At 58.8% G+C, this 20,201-nt stretch carries 15 protein-coding genes; 3 read left to right on the top strand and 12 right to left on the bottom strand.

All coding sequences use genetic code 11. The features are described 5' to 3' along the window. Window positions 1–344: 344 nt before the first annotated feature. On the top strand, window positions 345–1,442 hold the full coding sequence (locus tag FYK55_RS24355; RefSeq protein WP_150079235.1) for an alpha/beta hydrolase: 1,098 nt from the start codon (window positions 345–347) through the stop codon (window positions 1,440–1,442). A gap of 159 nt (window positions 1,443–1,601) precedes the next feature. Next, window positions 1,602–3,263 carry a hypothetical protein gene (locus FYK55_RS24350; protein ID WP_150079234.1) on the top strand — a complete coding sequence of 554 codons (1,662 nt, stop codon included), beginning with the start codon at window positions 1,602–1,604 and terminating at the stop codon, window positions 3,261–3,263. A 98-nt stretch (window positions 3,264–3,361) separates the two neighbouring features. Here the strand turns inward: FYK55_RS24350 and FYK55_RS24345 are convergent, their stop codons facing one another. From FYK55_RS24345 to FYK55_RS24305, 9 genes are all read right to left on the bottom strand, one after another. Continuing rightward, window positions 3,362–3,739 (bottom strand): VOC family protein, encoded by a 378-nt coding sequence (locus tag FYK55_RS24345; RefSeq protein ID WP_150079233.1) that lies wholly within the window; start codon window positions 3,737–3,739, stop codon window positions 3,362–3,364. Between the two features lie 33 nt (window positions 3,740–3,772). After that, the gene (locus tag FYK55_RS24340; protein WP_150079232.1) at window positions 3,773–4,138 is read right to left on the bottom strand and encodes a YciI family protein; all 366 of its coding nucleotides are present in this window, start codon (window positions 4,136–4,138) and stop codon (window positions 3,773–3,775) included. Continuing rightward, window positions 4,135–4,980, bottom strand: a complete 846-nt coding sequence (locus FYK55_RS24335; RefSeq protein ID WP_150079231.1) for a YciI family protein — start codon at window positions 4,978–4,980, stop codon at window positions 4,135–4,137. Before FYK55_RS24335 ends, FYK55_RS24340 begins: the two co-directional genes overlap by 4 nt. A 90-nt stretch (window positions 4,981–5,070) precedes the next feature. Beyond that, a complete protein-coding gene (locus tag FYK55_RS24330) occupies window positions 5,071–5,469 on the bottom strand; it encodes a YciI family protein (protein ID WP_150079230.1) in 399 nt (132 codons plus the stop codon). A 213-nt stretch (window positions 5,470–5,682) separates the two neighbouring features. Next, entirely contained in the window at window positions 5,683–6,486 is an 804-nt protein-coding gene (locus FYK55_RS24325) for a hypothetical protein (RefSeq protein WP_150079229.1), read from the bottom strand. A gap of 55 nt (window positions 6,487–6,541) precedes the next feature. Beyond that, complete coding sequence (locus FYK55_RS24320) at window positions 6,542–7,840, bottom strand: DUF1501 domain-containing protein (protein ID WP_150079228.1); 1,299 nt, start codon at window positions 7,838–7,840, stop codon at window positions 6,542–6,544. A 60-nt stretch (window positions 7,841–7,900) separates the two neighbouring features. Then, complete coding sequence (locus tag FYK55_RS24315) at window positions 7,901–9,649, bottom strand: DUF1549 domain-containing protein (protein ID WP_150079227.1); 1,749 nt, start codon at window positions 9,647–9,649, stop codon at window positions 7,901–7,903. Then, on the bottom strand, window positions 9,636–12,617 hold the full coding sequence (locus FYK55_RS24310) for a carboxypeptidase regulatory-like domain-containing protein (protein WP_150079226.1): 2,982 nt from the start codon (window positions 12,615–12,617) through the stop codon (window positions 9,636–9,638). Before FYK55_RS24310 ends, FYK55_RS24315 begins: the two co-directional genes overlap by 14 nt. A 44-nt stretch (window positions 12,618–12,661) precedes the next feature. Beyond that, a complete protein-coding gene (locus FYK55_RS24305; protein WP_150079225.1) occupies window positions 12,662–13,030 on the bottom strand; it encodes a BlaI/MecI/CopY family transcriptional regulator in 369 nt (122 codons plus the stop codon). Between the two features lie 368 nt (window positions 13,031–13,398). Here FYK55_RS24305 and FYK55_RS24300 point away from each other — a divergent pair, with 368 nt between their 5' ends. Next, the gene (locus FYK55_RS24300; protein WP_150079224.1) at window positions 13,399–14,568 is read left to right on the top strand and encodes a zinc-dependent alcohol dehydrogenase; all 1,170 of its coding nucleotides are present in this window, start codon (window positions 13,399–13,401) and stop codon (window positions 14,566–14,568) included. On the opposite strand, the gene FYK55_RS24295 is transcribed toward FYK55_RS24300, so the two are convergent. The 3 genes from FYK55_RS24295 to FYK55_RS24285 all read right to left on the bottom strand — a co-directional run bounded on the left by FYK55_RS24295 (window position 14,546) and on the right by FYK55_RS24285 (window position 20,114). Then, entirely contained in the window at window positions 14,546–15,295 is a 750-nt protein-coding gene (locus FYK55_RS24295; RefSeq protein ID WP_150079223.1) for a DUF434 domain-containing protein, read from the bottom strand. The genes FYK55_RS24300 and FYK55_RS24295 overlap by 23 nt on opposite strands. A 75-nt stretch (window positions 15,296–15,370) precedes the next feature. Beyond that, window positions 15,371–17,065, bottom strand: coding sequence for an RNA polymerase sigma factor (locus FYK55_RS30005; RefSeq protein WP_150079222.1), 1,695 nt, complete (start codon window positions 17,063–17,065; stop codon window positions 15,371–15,373). A gap of 799 nt (window positions 17,066–17,864) precedes the next feature. Beyond that, on the bottom strand, window positions 17,865–20,114 hold the full coding sequence (locus FYK55_RS24285) for a glutamine synthetase III family protein (RefSeq protein ID WP_150079221.1): 2,250 nt from the start codon (window positions 20,112–20,114) through the stop codon (window positions 17,865–17,867). Window positions 20,115–20,201: the final 87 nt, after the last annotated feature.

The raw sequence follows: 20,201 nt of genomic DNA, 5'->3' as shown, positions 1-20,201 counted from the left end.
GTTGTGACAGTCTAGTCGCGCCGAACCGAAAATGTGTCCCTACCAGGTGACGTTCTGCCCGCTGTCGGCCGTCCATCAATTAGACCGGGAGCGTCGACCGATTGCCAAGGGCTAGAAGAGGATTTCCTTTGGCGGAGACGCGACAGTCCCCTGCGGCCGCAATCGACTCGCGAAACGTGTCGGTACACGTTCGTGCGGGAAACGTCGGGCCGGGATCGGCTGGAGATGCCACGAAATCGGTGTTGATTCCAAGAGACAGGTTGCGTGCCCTCCCGGACGGTACAATAGCGACGTTCTGGATTGCACCGCCGTCATTGCATCACCGTCGATTTCGAGATCCAACCATGACCCGTTCCCCTGCCAGAGTGGTTTCTCTCGTCTTTCTCGCGTTGTTCTTGTTGGTTGACCACGACCGTATCATCGGCCAGGACGATCGTCCGCGAGAGCCTCGTGAAGCCCGTTTGGAACAGTTGCGAAAGCGCTTTCCCGACGCCGATGCGAATCAAGACGGACAGCTGACCGCCGAGGAGGCGCAGGCGTTCCGGAAGAGTCGACGGCAGAACGACGCGACGCAGAAGCGGCCGCGGCAACGCCCCGAGCCCACGCATGGCGACGTCGCCTATGGGCCCCACGAGCGCAACGTGCTTGATTTGTATCTGGCCGATTCCAAGATGCCGACTCCGCTGATCGTCTACATCCACGGTGGCGGTTTCGTGGGCGGCGACAAGGACTCGGTCAGTCCTGGAATGATTCAGGCCGCCCATGAAAACAACATCAGCGTCGCCGCCTTGCACTATCGATTTGTCGACGGCGAAGAAATTCTGTTCCCCGTGCCCCAACACGATTGTGCCCGGGCCATCCAATTTTTGCGACAAAACGCCGACCGTTGGAACTTGGACCCACAGGATTTCGCGTGCTACGGAGGTTCTGCTGGCGCTGGGATCAGCATGTGGCTCGGCTTCCACGACGATCTTGCCGATCCAAAGAGTGACGATCCAATGGCACAACAATCCACGCGAATCGATGCGATCGGGACAATGGGCGGCCAAGGAACCTATGACCCGATCGAAATCAAGAATCTGGTCGGCGGAAGGGCCTGGGAGCACCCGTCCATTTTCAAGGTGTATGGGGTGAAATCAGCGGAAGCGGCGTTGCACCCCACACCTGAGATGAAGAAGCTTTACGACGAAGCCTCCGCGATCACGCACTTGTCGAAGGATGATCCACCGCTGTACATGATTTACAGCGAACCAGACATTGTTCCTCCCGCCGATTCACGTCCCGGACAATTCATCCACCACCCGAACTTTGGCAAACAACTCAAGGCCGCGATGGACAAGTTGGGAATTGAAAACGTCTACGTTCACACGGACGATGCAAAAGGCCGGGACCCGCAAATGGAAATGTTCGAATTCTTCCGGAAGCATTTCCAGGAAGATTGATTGCCCGGAAAGCTGATCGTGTTGCAGCGGCGAGGCTGTTGGATGGCGGATCATGATAGAATCCGTCGTGCCTCATGACCGCTGCCGGCGCGATCCCGAATCGTGTCTGCGTTGTTTGGGTATCAGGCTTGTTTGCAGTCTTTATTCGGATTCTCCACGATGTCGTCCGATCAACCATGGCTGAGCCGACTGAACGAAGCGACGGATTATCAGCAACTGCAGGCCGTCTTTCAGGAACTGAGCCGCGCTGCAAGTTCCTCGACGCGTGAAGTTTTCGATATCAACGCGTTGATCGATTCGATCGACGAAGCGATCCGTCGCATCGAAGCGGAACGATCACGAGATGATTCGGAGCTGAAGGATTTCGAATCTCGTTACGACGCGTTTAAAGAGCAGCAGCGTGGCGTGCTGGGTTGGTTTCGGCGGCACCTGCCGATGACCGCGACGCGTCGTCAGGAACGAGAGCACCGCGACGCGATTGCCGACCAACACGCGGAGATTCTGGCCGACAATTTGGTCATCGCCCGCGCCCAAATGCTGAAGCAACGCTTGCTGCCCTCCGACGAGCGTCAACTGGGGCGTGACTTGGAGCACTGGAAGGCTCGCTTGACCGCAGCCGAATCGACCCGTTCGATTGCCGACTACGCGGCGGCGATCGAAGAGCTGCGGTCGGAGATCGCGGTTTCAACTTCTTTCGTGAACGAGATTCGCGGTCAAATCGATGCGTTCGCGGAAGCCGAGTTTAGCCACAGCGACGACCGGCAGCGGCAACAGCAGGATTTGGCCGATGCGCGGAAGGAACTCGCGTCGTTCCAAGCCGAATTGGACGGCGAACTGGCCCTGCAGACAGATGCGCTGCGGCATGCGGGGGACCTGGTTCGCGATGACCTGATGAACAGCGATCATGAATTCTATGCGTTGACACGCCAAATGGAGGAATTGGAGCCGCTTCGAAAGCTTGCCCGCACGACCGCGTCCAAGGCGGATGCGTTCGCCACCTGTCTGGGACGGATCGAACAGTCACACCGACAACAGCAAGATTGCCTGGAGACACGCGAGCGACTTGCCGCCGACCAAGAGCGACTGCGGCCCGAACTCGACAACGCGGAACGCCGCTTGGCCCGCTGCAAGCGAAAACTGGATGAGGCTTCGCGCCCGCACCAAGAGGCGAAGCTCGCCATGGAGAAGGCTCAAGCCGCTCTGGATGCGGCGGATCGGATCGACCAAAAACTGAATCCGGGGGATGCTGCGGATCGGCTGAGTGTGGAGCATCCGGTCAGGGCGGAATGTCAGCGGCTGGCTCAGGACGTCGATCAAGCGAGAAAACAGTACCAGATTGCGACGACGGAATTTGAAGATCTGAAAGCGAAGCACGATCGACGCAATGAAGCCTACCAGGATCTTCGGAAGCGGCTGGCCGAGGTCGAGGTTTCGTTGGAAGCGAATCGCCGCTCGGAGGAGTCCTCGGCAGTCGCACTCAGGAGCGCCCAGGCGGATCTTCCAGAAATCCTGTCCGAGTTGGAACCGAACTTGGACGCGTTTCTGAAAGCGATGGAGCAGACGGAATTGCAATCGCACGTCGCGACACTGGGCCGCAAAGTGTCGTGGCGAGCTTCGTTGCCGCCCAGGCTAGCCGGCCCCGTAAGACCCGATCACAAGTCGGTCGAAGAGTTTGAAAAGCTGGCGGAGGCGTTGCGGAAGGACGAGCGTCAGGTAAAAGAGACGCTTGCCACGGCCCAGCACCAGCGTCAATCACGGTGGCTACGACGCTGCCGTGAAGTGCTCGGAGAAGCTCTCGCCGGGCAGATTGAGCAGCTGTAGCTGGATCGCGATGTTTGGCGCGACTCTCGGAGTCGAATCCGGCCGTCTGGCGACGGCGGATACGAGGATTTTCGAGGAGGTTGCACCGTCCGAGGCAATTAGCTTCGCGAATGCAGACCGATCATGTTGCCCTCGGTATCGGTCACCAGTGCGATGAATCCGTATTGGCCGATCGACATCTTGGGTCGGTCCACCTTGCCACCGGCCGCTTCGACGCGCCCGGCTTCGACTTCACAATCCTCACAGGAAAAATACACGAGCGTGCCGAAGCCTCCGGGGGAAGGACCGTTCGCTTTGACCAAAGCCCCCGGGGCCCCGACGGACTCGGTCGACATCGGAAACGCCAACATCTCCAACTCCGGCGTCGGCGAGTCCAGCTTCTGCAACTGCGTTTCAAACACGGCCTCGTAAAACCGTTTCGCTCGGTCCAGGTCTTTAACGTAAAGTTCAAACCAGCCAACGGGGTTCTCTTTCATCGGTCTATCTGGTGGATTCGAGGTGGAGTGGTGTCAACGAGGTGCCGGCTCCGGCAATCCCGGCAGTGGAAACATGGGACGAATCTCCACAGTTCCCTTGGTCGCCGGTGGCAAACGCGTGGCGATCTCGATCGCTTCATCAAGATCGTCGACGTCAATGATGTAGTAACCTCCCAGCTGCTCGGTGGTTTCTGCGAATGGCCCATCGGTGACTTGCCGTTGACCCTTCCGAACCCGCACGCTGGTTGCTGTCTGCACCGAATGCAACGGGGACGCGGAAATCAGTTTGTTGCTGGATTCCAACTCTTTACAGATCTCCAGCGAATCGCTCATGCAAGCTTCACGTTCCGGTTCGCTCCAGGAGCTCTCGGTTGCGTAAATCAGAAGCATGTACTTCATTCGGAAGTCTCCGTGACCATCACCATCCACTTGACGCCGAATTGGTCGGTGACCATGCCATAGCACGGGGACCAGAACGTCTTGGTCAGGGGCATGTCGACCTTTCCGCCTTCGGAAAGCCCGTCGAATGCCTTGTGGCATGCGGCTTCATCGTTCAGAGAAAGTGCAAGGCGAAAGCCGTCGAAATTTGATTGATCATCACAACCGTCCGATGCCATGATCGTCGTTTTACCGATCTCAACGGAAGCGTGCATGATCTTGTTTTCGAACCCGGCTTGCAGCATTCCTTCCGGAACGGGATCGGGACTTTCGTTGAATCGCAATTTCATTTGGGCGGTCGCCCCGAGCGTCCTCTCGTAGAACGCCAGGGCCTCCTCGCACCGACCAGCGAAGAACAGGTAGGGTTGAACGACTGCGTCACGCAGCGGGATCGTCTCGCGCAGCGAATTCTCGTGGTCTCGCCACGTTCCGTCCGGATCGCTCTCGGCAAAGTCGGCGGTTTCATACACCGGACGGATGTCGATGTCGGATTCTTCCGCCATCGGGTTGGGGCAACGCCGAACCCAGTCGATGGCTTCCTGCATGGATGCAACTTCCCACAGCCAGAACCCGGCGATCAGCTCTTTGGTTTCCGCGAACGGACCATCGGTAACGGTGCGATCTTCACCATGAAAGTGAACTCGAACGGCTTCTGAACTGGGCTTGAGCCCTTCGCCGGCTTTCATCACTCCGGCGCGAACAAGTTCTTCGTTGAACTTTCCCATCGCTTCCATCAGCTCCTGGCTGGGCATCTCACCAGCCTCCGAGCTCTTCGTCGCTTTGACAATCACCATCACTCTCATTTGATTATTCCTTGTTGATTGAATTGATTATGGGATTGATCCCAGGAAGCTTTTCGCGGCAACGACCGCAATACCGACCTCGGCGTTTCGTCAGGCGTCCGCGGACCGACTGGCTTGATCCCGTTGGCGGATCAGATCGTTGATCTGTTCGTCCGCCGGACGGATCTCGAAGGGCCCCATCTGGACTCCCGGATGTTTGGACATCAATGCCACCGCGTGCTCCATGTCGTCCGCTTCCAAGATGAGCAATCCGCCCAACTGCTCCTTGGTTTCTGCAAAGGGACCGTCGGTCGCCTGAACCGCTCCGTCACGCCACCGCAGGGTCACGGCGCTGGTGGACTCCTGCAACGCTTCCCCGCCAACAAAGTGGCCACCCGCCCGGAGCACGTCGTCGTAGTCAAAGCACTTTTCCATCATGTTTTTCAACTCCGATTCGCTCATGGATCCGAATACGGAGGGGTCGGCGTATCCCATGCAAATGAATTTCATCCCGCTGTCCTCGATGGGGCTGGTGACGTCGAATGACCATTCCTGACAGGCATTAGTCGGTCGGCGCGGAGGGGAATCGACAAGCCGGAAAGATTTTTTCGGGATTTTGCATCTGCCCTGGTCGCGAAGCGACGCCAGCCCCCTGCCGTCGGCGCAAGCCGACGGTAAAGGCTGCCAAACACCAACAGCCGCGAAGCGGCGCCTCACGATCTTTCATTGCTCCGTGCCGCCGCGGCCAGGCGGGATCGAGAGCAGGTCCCGATGGGGCACTGTGCAGACAAGGACCGCGTCGGCAAGCAATTGCAGACGTCGTTCTCGCCAACGATTGATGTCCAAATCGCATTTCAGGGATGCCAATCGGTTTGCGATACCGTCGATGAGCAGCCGGATCAAGGTCGCGTCGCGAAAGTCGAGGTTCCAATCCGTTTGCACGGTGGTCACGGAGCAGCCGGCGGCGGAAAGTAATTCGGACAGTCGATCGGCCGCGTCATACCCGACCGACGGTCCAAAACCATGATCGGAGCGGCGATGTGCGGATAAAAACTCGTCGATGGCCGTCGTTTCGAATTCGGTCTCCACCGGATCCCACCGAGGCGTTCCGGAGGCCGTCATCGCGATCAACAACGGCGTCTCCCTGGCAAGCTCCACAAACCGGATCAAGAAATCTTGCGAGGCGAGATCGAGGAACGCGGAAGCTGTGAAGGCTGTCTGGGGACCGCGCGGTAAATGTGACAGATGCCTCGCTAAATCCAATCGGCGGAACTGAACCGATGGGGTGCGCAAGTGTTCGGCGGCGCAGGCGAGAATGTCTGGATCATGGTCAATCCCCAAACAAGGCTGTTCGACGCGAAGAAACCTCGATAAGTACCGCAAATTGGCGGCCCCTCCGCAGCCCAAATCGATGACCGTGGTGTCGGGACGCAAGTGTTGGCAAAACTGTCGCGCGAGCAGCTCATTCCGCGAACGTGTGTCGGCCAACTCTCGGGCCCGCAACCAGGTTTCTGCCGAACGATTCATGATGCGTTTTTGCGAGGTGCTCGCCGGGTGGAAAACTTTCGCAGCGGTGTTGCCTTCACCCAACGATTTGCGTCAAAACCGTTCCATTTATAAACATCTCAATCGGCCTGCCTGCGGTCGTTTGCACTTGGTGGCTTGGAGAGAAACCAAGCTGGGAAAGTATCGTCGCGGATAAATCATCGGGCGAGCAGGCATCGCGGATCGGAGCAAATCCGCGTGGATCCGTTTCACCTAACACAGCACCGGGCGATAGCCCTCCACCGGCCAGCAAGTACGTCATCGCTCTTGACCAGTGGTCTCGGCCGGCACCGGCATTGATCTTTGGGGTGCGTCCAAATTCGCCGCCACAAACCACCAGCGTTTCCTCGAGCATCCCGCGTTCGGCCAGATCCTGGATCAGCGCGTGCAATGCTTGATCCAGTGGAGGCAGCTGCCGCCGCATGATCGGGAAGTGATCGCTGTGCGTATCCCAGCCACCGATGCCTACCGTGACAAAACGTGCTCCCGCTTCGATCAGGCGCCGTGCCGTCAACGTCGAGCGCCCCGCCTCGCTGCGACCGTAACGCTCTCTAACGGCATCGGTTTCCGTGGACAAATCAAAAGCCTGCCCGATCCGATTGGACGAAAGAATTTCAAACGCTTGTTGCTGAAACTCCGTTAACGTTGGCACGACGTCGATCTGTCGACGCGAATCGACGAATGATGCCTCAAAGACGTCGCGAAGCTGACGACGATGGTGTAGCCGTGCTTCAGTCAACGACTCGGGGCGACTGAGACCGTCCAGGGACAGCGGTGCCGGTTGCGAAGGTATCGCAACGCGAAAAGGGTCGTGGGCGGCGCCCAAAAACCCACCGCCGGAGCTGGCGGCATCACCTAAACAAAAGTAGGCGGGCATGCCGGCGGATGCGGGAAGGAGGCTGGCCGACAAAGATCCAATCGACGGATACTCCAGAGCGGGGTTCGGCGGATTGCCCGTCATCACATACTGACTGCCCGGCACGTGATCCGGAATGTTGTGATGTAGCGAGCGCACCAAGGTGCAACGATCCGCAATCTTTGCCGTTTGGGACATCAGTTCGCCAAAATGCACGCCGGGCACCGCGGTTGCGATGCTTTCGAACTCGCCGCGAATCTCTTCGGACGCCTGCGGTTTTGGGTCCCACATGTCCAGGGTGGCCGGTCCGCCGGCAAGCCAGACGAAAATGATGGATTTGGCCGGAGAATCGGCTCGGTCCTGCTCGGCTTCGGCTTGGAGGAGATCCGCCAGACCCAGACCGATCGTTCCGGCGGCGCCAACGGTCACAAACTGTCGGCGAGCAATGGCGTGCTGAATGCGACGGCGAATCGGAAACATCGTGACGATTCCTGGCTGGAGTGGCGGGGGACTGCGGAGAGCGGTTGAGGAGGTTTCTGGTCAGTGAATCGTGATGAACTCGGTCGTATTGACGAGTGCCCAAAGGATGTCTTCGTAGGCTTGACGCCGAGGTCCGCTTTGCAGCATGTCGAGAGCAGCCTGTCGCTCTTTGGCGGTGGGCCAACGCGACAACGTTTGCAAGAACATCTCGTCCAGAATCTGTTCGTCGTCCCAATCGTCGGAAAGCCACCTGGCAACGTGACCGCTGGAGAGATCAGCTAGCCGCTTCGGATCACACATCAAGGTGAGCACCTGTCGAATCGAAGGCCGACGCTTCTGGCCGCAATCGCATGTGACGGACCGCTCGGGCCGACCGAATTGATCCAGGAAGGCGTCCCAGGGGCTGTCTGGCAGTCGGTTTGGTCCGATCTCAATCGCCGTGAAACCGCGAAAGAGTGGATCGCCGAATTGGCGTTCGACCCCGGTGGCGTCGTGCCACATGTCGACAACGACTTCCGCCGGCGGCAAACGGATTTCAGCGCGAGCCAGATTCTGAGGATCCCCGCCTGAAGTTTTGCTTGTCACCGAAGATCGTTGCCAGGCGGCCGAATTCAAAAGTTCGCGTTCCAACCATCGAATGTCACAACCACTGACGACGAATTCACGGGCGAGCTCGTCCAAGAGCTCCGGATACGTCGCATCATCGAGATGGCTGGTCAGCCCATCCAGGGGTTCAACCAGCCCGCGGCCGAAGTAATGTGCCCACGCGCGATTCACCAAGTTTTTCGCAAAGAATGGATTGTCGGTGGCGGCCATCCAATCCATGAGTGAAGCCCGAGCATCCGCGGTCACCTTGAAATCCCTCGCGCCGTCGAGCGGTCGCGGCAATTCGCTTTGATCGATTCTTTCGGCGACATAGACTTCGGTGATCCGCGGTATCGGAGGCCCGGGAGATTCACCGCGGGCCCGAAGCTTGCGTCGGTTCGCCAAACGTTCTGACAAGGCGCGACGCAATTCAGGCGATTGCCCGTGGCGGACCTGATCAAAGAATCGGACGAAAGATTGGTAATCGTCTTGGCTCCACCGATCAAACGGGTGATCGTGACAGCGGGCACAATTGAGACGCACTCCCAAAAAGCTGGACGAAACTCGTTCGGCCAGCTCACGCACCGGGTAGGCATCCTGGATATCCGTTCGCTGATAGAAAAGCTCCAATGACTCTCGGTCGACACCGCTGGGCGGATTGCCTGCTCGTAAAGCCTGGATCCCGGCGATCTCTTTGTCGATCCAATCATCCAATGGAATGTCGTTGCGGCTGTCGGCGGTTACCACGGCACGAACGATTTGGTCGTAGGGCGTGTTGGCGGCAACACGCTCTCGGAACCAACGATGCCAAAGCTGGGCGAGTGCAAGCTTGACGTCATCGCCAGCGGCCAGCGTCTCGAAATCGTTTCCGGTCCATTCGCAAAACCGCGTCGCCCACAGTGCCGAATGCAGGTCGTGTTGCAAGAGTGCGTCGATCATCCGACCGCGTTTATCAACATGCGGATCGGCAACAAATTCACGGATTTGATTCGGGGTCGGCAACTGGCCGATCGTGGTCAAAGACAGCCGTCGCAAAAACTCAGTGTCCGAAGTCAAAGCCGCCGGCTGGACATCCAGTTGGTCCAGGCGGGCCGTGACGTGTCGATCCACGATTGCGCCCCTGGGGACGGCGGCCGGTGATTCGGCGGCCGCGTTGACCAATGGCCAACAGGCGAAGAACAGCAACGTCGCCAGCAAGGACGTTCCGGGATCAATCTTCATCATCGGATTGCGTCTTCGATGGTTGATCCGCGACGGGTTTGATCACGAATTCGGCATCTTGGATCTCACCTTCACCGAGTGTGAATCGCTGAGGCTCGGTCGAGTAACCGTCCTTCTTCACCGTCACTTCGATCGGTTCGTCCGGCAGCATTTGCGAAGAACGGTGCCGACCGTCATTCTGCTTTTCAAAGCTGACTCGGCTGCCGGTCGGGTACATGACCATGCCCTCTCGATCGTCGCCGTCTCGGGTGTACGTCACGATGGGCACAACGTCGGGAATCATCTTCCCGGACTCGTCGACGGCTTTGACCATCAGAATCGGAGCGGTGTAGCGAACGACTTCGAATCCGGTGATGTCATCTTCAACCAGGCCCAGATCGACGTTGCGTCCCCGCTGAAGCGGCTGCTCGCGAGACATTCGCCACTTGAGCGCACTGTGCTCGTTGGTGATCAGATCCATCTTTGTCTGCTTCAAGCCGTGGGGAATGCGGATCTGGAACTTGCCGTCCTTTCCAGGGGAGGAGCTTTGCGTGAAGTAGAATTCTCCATCCAATCGTCCGAAGAGCATGACCTCACTACCGGTGCGGGGCTGGTTGTTGCTGTCCAGGTAGGTTCCGTCGAGGACCACGTGGGGAAGCGCCTGAATGTCAAATTCTTGCGGCTCCTGGTTCTCAATCTTCAGCGACTGCTGCACGAACACGTCTTCCAGAGGCGGAGGATCGTAGTCGCCCTCCTTCGCGTTTGGCTCAATGCGGATGCGATAATCTCCGACGGGCAGCGACGTCAATTCATACTCGCCGGTTTCGCTGGTGACGACTTCTCGGCCAATCTGGTTGGCGACTCGGCTGGAGTTCAAATACTCATCCGCTTCATCTCCATCGCCTTGACGGCGGGCGCTGATCCGCACTCCGGAGACGGGATCGCCGTCGACGTCGAGAACTCTGCCGCGCGTTGTGGAGCCCGATTCCAATTTGAATTCGCCCCAATCGCCACGACGATCCCTGATGCGGTGCGCCTGCGGTGAGAACTGTTCCGGTTGAATCCAAAGAACGCCGTCCCCGGGGGTCGGGGGAACGATCCGGAAACGCCCCTTGGCGTCAGTCACCGTTCGATCGAAGGAACCCGCCGGAAATCCGGATGCCTGATCCGAGGACGCGTACATGGAAACCTTCACGTCTTCCAACGGTTTACCATCGGGTGAAACGATCGTGCCTTCGATCGGCTCGCCCGGCCAAAGTCGGATTTCCGTGTAGAAGGGCAGCTCACCCATCTTCAGGTTCTTTCGAATCATCGTGTGGGAATAGCCGGAGCGGCTCTTGGACGCATAATTCGGATGTGCGGCTTCGACCTCGATGTACAAACTGCTTTGAGCAACCTGCTCCGGCGGGAGCGTGAAATGATAAAGTCCGATGGCGTTGGAGCGATGCTCGGTCACCTCGATCGTGCTCCAGCCGCCCGTCTTCGGATCGCGGCTCAACTTTCGATGAACCTTGACCGTCGCACCGGGGATTGGCAGGTCGTTGGCCGCATTGCGAACGAAACCGACATACAAGATGCTGCCATCAGGCCGTTCCTGGCAGCTAGCCTTCAAGAGTTCCCCGACGGCGGGCTCGGCGGCGTCTGAGATCTGTTGAAACAGTTCCAGCGGACTCATCGCGGGTGGAGAGTTCGGTTGCTCAGTCGCGATCTCGGATTCCGAGTCTTCGACGGACGGCTGCGGCGAATCCTCCTGCGATGGGTCGTCTTGCGACGTGCTTTCCTGCGTTTCGATTTCCTGCGGCGGATCTGCGGCAACGGCTCGTGTTTCAAAACGGATCATCGCGCCGGCCAACCCGATCAGGATTGCCAGGGAAGCGATTGCCAGTTTGCGTCGCCGCGAACAGACGGTTCCCGCAAGCCCTTCGCCGCCAAGCAGGTGTTTGACGCGCTGTTGCAGTTGCGAACGTTTGTCGCTGACCCCCAATGTCAATTGCGGAATCGCGCCGCTGCGTTGACGTGCCAGTTGCACCAGAAACGCCGCGTAGTCGATGGAGGAATCACCCTGACCGGCAGCTTCCGCGTCGGCAATTCGGTCCATCGAAATCAGCAACTCTCGGCGGACGATCCAGTACAGGGGGTGATAGAACAACAGACACTGCGTTGCGATCGCCATCTGCCAGGTCCATGAATCACGACGGCGAACATGCGACCATTCGTGGGCCAGAAAGTATCGCAGCGTTGCACGATCCGGTGCACCGACGACGGAAGCTGGCAGCAGAATCACCGGAGACCAAAGCCCCCAGGTGATTGGAGTGCAAACGTGAGCACTGATCCGCAGTCGCACGTCCGTGGCGGCTTCGCCTGCAATGCCGCGGAATTCGTCGCTGACCGCTGAGGGGACCGGTTGGCTGCAACGCAACAGATGGTTCAAACGGATCTGGGCAGCAAACCAGCGAAGTCCACTGAACGCCACGCCGGAAAGATAGAGCGCGAGAAGCGAGATTCCGACAACGAACCACCATCGAATTGAACCCTCCGTTGCAGCAGCGGATGGGGCTGTCGCGCGAGGACCAGAAAGCGGACCTTCCGCAATGGAATGATTGCTCTCTACCTCAACGGGGCCAGCAATGGCGGAGTCAGCGGGCGGGATATCCCGCTGTGGATTGAGCGCCGTGCCGTCGACGAATCCCTGTTCCGTCGTGAGAGCGCGGGGTGCCGAAGACGGGGTGGACCGGCTTTGGACGAGCGTTCGCTGTGATTGCGTGCTCGCTTGGGCGACGGGGATTTCGATCTTCAAACGCGACGACGAAGCGGTGAACACGAACGCCGCGAGTGTCATCGCCAGAGTCCATTGCAAGATTCGCAATCGATCGGCGGGGTTTCGGCATCGGGTCGCGATCAAGTAGCCCACGGCCAGCAACAGCGTGCTGACCAGGGCCGCTTCCAGAAGCCAAACGGCCAATTCGGACAGGAACATCGAAAAGGATGACACGGCGGCGTTCTCCCGAAGGTGAGATCGGATGGGACGGCAACTCGCTATTTGCGACGTTGCTTTTCGCGTGCTTGCTTGATCATCTCCTCAAGCTGATCAAGAGTCTCGGGCGGGAGCTTTTCCGCCGAGAGCATGTTCAAGACGAGTTCGTCGGCGGATCCGTCGAAGACTTGATGGAGAAACCGCGAGACTTCCTGTTTGCGGGTGTACACCGGCTGGTAGATCAGCGTGCGACCTTCGCGACGGTGACGCACCCAACCTTTGCGGTCCATGATCCGCAATTGAGTCTGCACCGTGTTGAAATGGACGCTGCCGTCGGGCGCCATGTGGTCAAGCACCGCTCGGACGCTTCCTTCGCCAAGCTCCCACAGCACCTTGAGTAGTTCGATTTCTTTTTCCGTCGGACCCGGCATTGGTTCTCCTTCGTTTCACCTAAACTATTAGGTTAGGTGGATGAGGTCAAGCCGTTCCTCAAATTTTCCCGCAGATCGCTCTCCGCTAGCGTCAAAAGTAGTGACACGTCGACCGTCTCCGAAGGGGTCTCGACGTGATTCGTTTTTCCATGGAGAGATGATCTTACGCGGACTCATATCGGAACAGCACCAAGGTGTTTGAAGCGATCGTAGTTCGTCACATGCGTTGCCGGACCGGACGGTCCGGGCGTCGGTAGGCATTGCATTTGCATCGGCACGCCGAAGCGAAAGGTGTTTGCATCCGCGCGTTGATCGCCGATCCAAATTCATCTTCAATCATCATTTGAACAAACCGAATTGGCGAAACAATGAAAGCGGTATGCTGGCACGGCCGAAACGACATTCGCGTGGACAACGTCGACGACCCCAAAATACTGGAGCCCACCGACGCGATCATTCGCGTCACGGCCTCGGGAATCTGCGGATCTGATTTGCATTTGATGGCCGGTGCAGCGCCGGCCATGGAATCAGGAGACATCATCGGACACGAACCGATGGGAGAAGTGGTGGAGGTGGGGGCCGCGGTCAACCGTTTGAAACCTGGAGATCGCGTGGTGGTGCCATTCACCATTTCGTGCGGTTCCTGCTTTTTCTGCCAAAACGATTTGTATTCGTTGTGCGACGAATCCAATCGAAACGCGGACCAGGCAAAATCAGTGATGGGGCACTCGCCGGCCGGCCTGTTCGGCTACACCCACATGCTGGGTGGCTACGCGGGGGGACAAGCTGAGTACCTTCGCGTCCCGTACGCCGACGTCGGGCCCATCAAAGTTCCCGATGGTTTGCCTGATGAACAGGTGGTGTTCCTGTCGGATATCTTCCCGACCGGATATATGGCGGCTGAGAATTGTGACATCAAACCCACCGATACGGTCGCGGTTTGGGGATGTGGCCCGGTTGGGCAGTTCACCATTCAAAGCGCCTGGATGTTGGGCGCAAAACGAGTCATTGCGATCGATACCGTGCCAGAACGATTGGAAATGGCTCGCTCCGTCTCGAAGGCGGAGGTAATTGATTATGAAAAATCGGACGTCTACGAAACGCTTCAAGAAATGACCGACGGTCGCGGACCCGACTGCTGTATCGACGCGGTCGGGGCGGAGAATCATGTAGCGGGCCAGTTGCAGACAGTGGTCGATGAGACGAAGACGGCTCTGCACCTGGGATCGGATCGTCCACACGTGTTGAATGAAATCTTCAAATGCAGCCGAAAGGGCGGCAAAGTGTCCGTTCCCGGCGTGTACTTTAGCAGCGTCAGTTTGCAGTGGGGCACGGCGATGAATAAGGCCCTCCAAATCCGCATGGGGCAAACTCACATGCAACGTTATCTATCGCCCCTGTTGGAGAGAATTCAAAGTGGCGAAATCGATCCTTCGTTCGTGGTCACCCACGTCGAATCGCTCAAGGATGCTCCGGAAGCCTACAAGAAGTTCCGAGACAAGGCAGACGGCTGCATCAAGGTTGTTTTGAAACCGTAGCTTTACCAGGGCTGGACAGGTCCACAATCCAGGCACCTTCGATTTGCTCTTCGATCACCCGCCGGGCCAAATTGAACCACCGCGGGGCGACGTCAAGGATCTGGCTGTCGGCCGAAGCCACCGTCTGATCGGCGGTGGCGAGAATCGGGTCCGGATCGGCGACCAGTTTGACCTCCCAGCAAGCTCCCCACTGCTCTGCGATTCCTTCGATCAGGGTTTTCAGTCGACCACTGTTGGAGACCGGAGCGTCCAAATACCAACAGCATCGAGCCACTTTCCAATCCGAGAGACGTTCGGCCAGCAGTTGCAGAGCGGGAAGGGTCTCGGCAACCTTGCGGTAACTGCCGTGCATGCTTGCCATGTCGCGGAAACATCCGTCGCGCGCACACAGGATGACTCCCCCGGCAAGCGCCGCCTCAATCGACGTCAGCACGTTGTAGCCATCGATCCACAATTCTCCGCCGGCCAGATCGCAGCTCTGAATCTGGTTTCGTCGTCGACGTTTGCGGGCTTCATCGGAACAAGCGCAGCGAGCGACCGCCAGGCGTTGCCGTGCCCGCAACCGGTACCGGTCTCCGACCAGTTTCAAGCAGGAGGTCAGCGCGTAGCCTCGGCTCAGCAACCAACTCAGGTCTTCGGTCGCAGAGCGAAGTGCCTGTCGGTGCTGGTCATCGAACAGTCCGAGATCTTGCGGATGGGGTCCGCGGTGCTGTCTTGAATCTGGCAAGAAAGTCTCTCACGGAGCGAACCGTGTTGCAAACGGAGACACCCGGGTCACCAAGGGTCACTCAGGTATTGTCGTTCAACCGTCTGAGCTCTGACGACCCTTCAGTTCCGCCAGGCTGTGCTTCAGCTTGAAGGCGATTCCCATGCAAATCAAGATGACCAACAAGATGATGGACGAAGCATACCGCGATTGAAGACCGAGCGCGAATTGCCATGCGACTCGACTGTGCCAGGGAAGCGTCGACGGATCGGTGGGGGCTGGTCCGGCGGGCGTGGGGATCAAGAACTCCTGGATCCAGGCATGGGCAAGGCCCCCACAAACATACCCGCCAAACGCGATGCCGCCGACCGCTGACAAACCGACCGTGATTCCACCGACGGCGATGCCACCGATCGCCAATCCGCCCAGCGCCACCGCACCCAGACAAAGTCCACCGAAAGCGAACAAGCCGACGCAGATACCACCGACCGCTAGCCCACCCAGACAGACTCCCCCGCAGGCGACCAAACCAACGGCCGTGCCTCCGCCGGCAAACAGGATTCCCCGGGCGTGGTCGCCGATGGCAATCCATCCGACGGCCGTTTCTCGCTCCATCAATCCGAACTGATCGTCGCGGCGACCGAACCGGATTTCGACCCAGGGAAGGCCCAGGAACGATCGGTCGGAACGGTACGCCCATCCCGACAAATCCTGGCGAGACATGGATGCGGCAAAATCCGCCTCCGGCTCGGTCCCCTTTTCCCGCTCCCGGTGCCCCAGTCGCTTGACGTGCCACATCGCGCCGCCCAGAACGAGAAACAGGGTGGCTTGAAACCCGAGGATCAAAGTCAACAGCAGATTCCGATAGCTCTCTGGCGACAACGCTTGGGCGCCGGCTTGCCGTGCGGCAATGTGCCGAACCAGGAACAGGAACACAATCGACATCAGCACGAGTGCGACAAACGATCCGACCAGTACCCGTCGCTGCGATTTGAACGGCGTCGTTTTGTAACTGGCGTAGGTGCCGATGCCCGCACCGGCGATCCCGCCCAACATCCCGACGACGCCTCCGGTCATGCCTGCTCCCAGGGCGGCCAGCCCGGTCTTCCCGGCAATCCCCTTTGCCCCGGTGGACGTCCCCGCCAGGACGCTGGCGGCTTGAAGGTTCCCCGGCAAACTGCCCAGGATGGCCCCGGCGAACACGGCCTTCGGCACCGTCCCATGAAGGGTCTTGCTGATGACGCGTTCGACTTCGGTGCGGAGCAGCTTTCTGCCGCGTGAGAGACGTTTGCGGATCGTCGCGGGACTTTCCCCCAAAGTCTCCGCCACCTGGGTCACCGATTGTTCGCCACGGTGATACAGCACCAGTGTTTCTCGATAGGCCTCCGGCAGTTTCTCCAACGCCTCCCAGACGAGCTCGCGTTCTTCCTCGCTGTACGATTCCTCGCGGATCTGATCGGAACTTGGTTCTGGATCAAACGTCCCTGCGTTCATGGGATGACGTTTGGATCGCCTGGCAAGGTCCAAGGCACGGTGTCTGGCGATCGCGCAGATCCAGGGCACGAACTTTCCCGGTTCGCGAAGACTGGGAAGTTTCTTCCAGGCTTCCAGGAACGCTTCCTGACCGGCGTCTTCGCTGGATGAAAAATCGCCCAGGACGGCATAGGCGACACCGGTCACCATGCCGGCGTGTCGATCAATCAAACGTGCGAACGCCGATCGGTCCCCCGAAGCGGCGGCAATCACATCGTCCGTACAGAAAGAATCATTCGCGGCAGGCTGGGACGTCATGGCTTAGGGGACTCTCGGGGAGACAACAACCGTTCAATGGTCTGTCGTTGTCGCGACCGCCGGAGTGACCAAGAGGCATCGAAATTGGCAGAATTCGCCAGAAAGTGTTCCGGCGGCTCCTCATCGAAGGTAACCGAATTCGCCGGACAGTGGCTGTCGCCCCTCCGGGGCTGCTTCAGGATTTGTCCCCGCCAACCGGTGGGCAAGCCCGGGCTCGCCCGCCGGAAATCGAACCCACCGCCCAATCCAGTCCCAAAGGCACGACAGCCTGTTGGCCAGCCCTTTGGGCCTGTCGGAACTGGACCAATCACCACGAGTATCAAGATGACATTCTGACCACAAGCTTCCCCGGGTCGCCAGCCTCCTTAGTCCCGAAGGGACGAAAGCGTCCTGCCGGCGGGCTCGCCCGCCGGAACTCGATCCCACCGCCCCATCCAGTCCCGACGGGACGACAGCCTGCTTGTCAGCCCGACTGCGATGAGAGCTACTATTGACAACCTTCGAACACAGTGCTTCGACCGAATGAGCACGTTAAAAACAATGACGAAGTGATTTTCAAATAGCTTAACGGATGAGGTACCTGCCGAGCCGAAAGGCGACCTGAAGCGTTCCCTGACGAAACCTGGCAGGCTGAACCGTGGGAAAGAAAAGGCTTCCGGAAGACCAGGGCGCGACGTCGCCGCTGCCCGAAGGGCTTGCGGAGGACCTGATGGCTAAAGACAGGCCACCGGACGGACGTCCCCTTGCACTTGAGGAAGGGAATGTCGTCCGGCGACCTTGCCAAGTGCACGGCCATTGCCTATTTGATGAACAACATTTCCTGGTAGGTCGGCAGGGGCCAGATGTCATCCGCGACGATCTCTTCCAGCTTGTCCACCGTCTCCCGCAGTTTGAGCATCGAAGGCAGGACCGCGTCGCAGCGATGCCGGCATTCGTCTTCGGGAGTTGACGCAGAATCGTGCGTGACGGCGTCTTCCAGCACCGCGATTCCCTCCTGCAGCGACTTCACCAAAGCGGTCACCGAATCAAGCGTGTCCGTATCGAACTCGTAGCCGACGAGTTTCAGGTTGGCACAGGTGGAAGCCAACTCGTTCTGGTAGCGAACGGCTGCCGGAAAGATCATTGTTTTTGCGATGCTGAGTGCCAAGTTCGCTTCGACATCGACCGTCATGCAGTACTGTTCTTGGTAGGTTTCCAACCGGCTGTGAAGCTCGCGTTCGGAAAGCACACCGTACTTGGAAAACATCGACACGACATCGTCACCGACCAGACTGGACAACGCGTCCGCCGTCGTCGTGAGATTCAGCAAACCACGCTTCTCGGCTTCCTTGTGCCATGCCTCGGAGTATCCGTCGCCGTTGAAAATAATCGGCGAACATTCGCTGAGGATGTCGCTGATCAACGTTTGGATCGCACCATTCAGCGCGTCCGGATCTTTTTCGGTCGCAGCTTCCAACCGCGTCGCACAGTAGTCAACAGACTCGGCGATGATCGTGTTCATTGCGACCAACGGACCGGAGATGGACTGGTTCGACCCGACGGCCCGGAACTCAAACCGGTTTCCAGTGAACGCGAACGGGCTGGTTCGGTTTCGGTCTCCGGCATCTTTCGGGAGTGGCGGCAACACATCGACGCCCACCTCCAACGTTCCCGACGGCAAGGAGCTGTTGGCGCCGCCGGCACGAATCTGCTCGAAGATGTCGGTCAGCTGGTCGCCCAGGAAGATCGAGATGATCGCGGGAGGGGCTTCGTTAGCGCCCAAGCGGTGATCGTTGCCAGCGCTGGCAACCACCGCACGCAGCAGGCCCTGGTGCTTGTAGACCGCTCGAATCACCGCCGCGCAAAACACCAAAAACTGCGCATTTTCGTGCGGCGTTCCGCCGGGATCAAGCATGTTTCCCTGAGACGAACTTCCCAGGGACCAATTGACGTGCTTGCCGGAACCGTTGACGCCAGCAAACGGCTTCTCATGCAGCAGGCACGCCATGCCGTACTTTTCCGCAGTCCTTCGGAGCGTCAGCATCATCAACTGCTGATGATCCGCGGCGACGTTCGCAGATTCAAACACCGGTGCGATCTCGAACTGTCCCGGCGCGACTTCATTGTGTCGCGTCTTCACGGGAATCCCGAGCTTGAATAGTTCACGTTCGGCTTCGCACATGAAGGCCAGCACTCGTTCCGGGATTGCACCGAAATAGTGATCATCAAACTGCTGGCCCTTGGGAGGCTTTGCACCAAACAGCGTGCGGCCGGCATTCAACAAATCCGGTCGCGCGTAATAGAAATTCCGGTCGACCAGGAAATACTCCTGTTCCGGACCAGCCGTGGAAGCGACGAAAGCCCCATCGGTGTGTCCAAAGATCTTGAGGATCCGCTGAGCCTGCTGATTCAGAGCCTGCATCGAACGCAGCACGGGCGTCTTTTTGTCGAGCGCTTCCCCGGTCCACGAGACGAATGCGGTTGGAATACAAAGCGTCGTGCCATTCGGGTTTTCCAGGATATAGGCCGGGCTTGTGACGTCCCAGATCGTGTAGCCGCGCGCCTGAGAGGTCACGCGAATCCCGCCGCTTGGGAAACTGGACCCGTCCGGTTCACCCTGGCACAACTGTTTTCCGCTGAACTCCGAGAGGGTGCCGCCATCTGAAGTCGGCGAAAGGAAGCTGTCGTGCTTCTCAGCCGTCGCGCCGGTCAACGGGTAGAACACGTGGGCGTAGTGCGTCGCCCCCTTTTCCATCGCCCAATCCTTGATCGCCGAGGCGACGATATCGGCGATCGCCGGGTCCAATTTGGCGCCCGAATCAATGGTCTGCAGCAAAGACTTGTACACGGATTTCGGCAAGCGATCTTTCATCACCGATTTCGTGAACACGTTCGTCGAATAGTACTCCTGAACCGGAACGTCAACGAAGTCAATCGTTTTCGGGCTGGTCAATCGGTTGACGACGGCGGACACGGCGGATCGGCGCGGGGTGCCGCCGGCGCTCGACGCGGACGCCCCCGCGGCGCTGCTGCTGGTCGTTTCAGACGGGCTTGCGAATGCAGTGCTCATGTAATCTCCTGTTCCTCAGGCTCGATGCGGTCAGAGGCAATCAGGGACCCGTCACGCTGTGAAAGGTCCTCGCGCTTCCGCCTTAAC

The sequence above is a fragment of the Roseiconus nitratireducens genome (genome assembly GCF_008629675.1).
Lineage (GTDB): Bacteria > Planctomycetota > Planctomycetia > Pirellulales > Pirellulaceae > Stieleria > Stieleria nitratireducens.
This window is presented reverse-complemented; position numbering and strand designations above follow the sequence as displayed.

Coding starts and splice junctions, on each gene's coding strand:
- FYK55_RS24355 (WP_150079235.1), top strand. CDS start 345: ATGACCCGTTCCCCTGCCAGAGTGGTTTCTCTCGTCTTTCTCGCGTTG.
- FYK55_RS24350 (WP_150079234.1), top strand. CDS start 1,602: ATGTCGTCCGATCAACCATGGCTGAGCCGACTGAACGAAGCGACGGAT.
- FYK55_RS24345 (WP_150079233.1), bottom strand. CDS start 3,739: ATGAAAGAGAACCCCGTTGGCTGGTTTGAACTTTACGTTAAAGACCTG.
- FYK55_RS24340 (WP_150079232.1), bottom strand. CDS start 4,138: ATGAAGTACATGCTTCTGATTTACGCAACCGAGAGCTCCTGGAGCGAA.
- FYK55_RS24335 (WP_150079231.1), bottom strand. CDS start 4,980: ATGAGAGTGATGGTGATTGTCAAAGCGACGAAGAGCTCGGAGGCTGGT.
- FYK55_RS24330 (WP_150079230.1), bottom strand. CDS start 5,469: ATGAAATTCATTTGCATGGGATACGCCGACCCCTCCGTATTCGGATCC.
- FYK55_RS24325 (WP_150079229.1), bottom strand. CDS start 6,486: ATGAATCGTTCGGCAGAAACCTGGTTGCGGGCCCGAGAGTTGGCCGAC.
- FYK55_RS24320 (WP_150079228.1), bottom strand. CDS start 7,840: ATGTTTCCGATTCGCCGTCGCATTCAGCACGCCATTGCTCGCCGACAG.
- FYK55_RS24315 (WP_150079227.1), bottom strand. CDS start 9,649: ATGATGAAGATTGATCCCGGAACGTCCTTGCTGGCGACGTTGCTGTTC.
- FYK55_RS24305 (WP_150079225.1), bottom strand. CDS start 13,030: ATGCCGGGTCCGACGGAAAAAGAAATCGAACTACTCAAGGTGCTGTGG.
- FYK55_RS24300 (WP_150079224.1), top strand. CDS start 13,399: ATGAAAGCGGTATGCTGGCACGGCCGAAACGACATTCGCGTGGACAAC.
- FYK55_RS30005 (WP_150079222.1), bottom strand. CDS start 17,065: ATGACGTCCCAGCCTGCCGCGAATGATTCTTTCTGTACGGACGATGTG.
- FYK55_RS24285 (WP_150079221.1), bottom strand. CDS start 20,114: ATGAGCACTGCATTCGCAAGCCCGTCTGAAACGACCAGCAGCAGCGCC.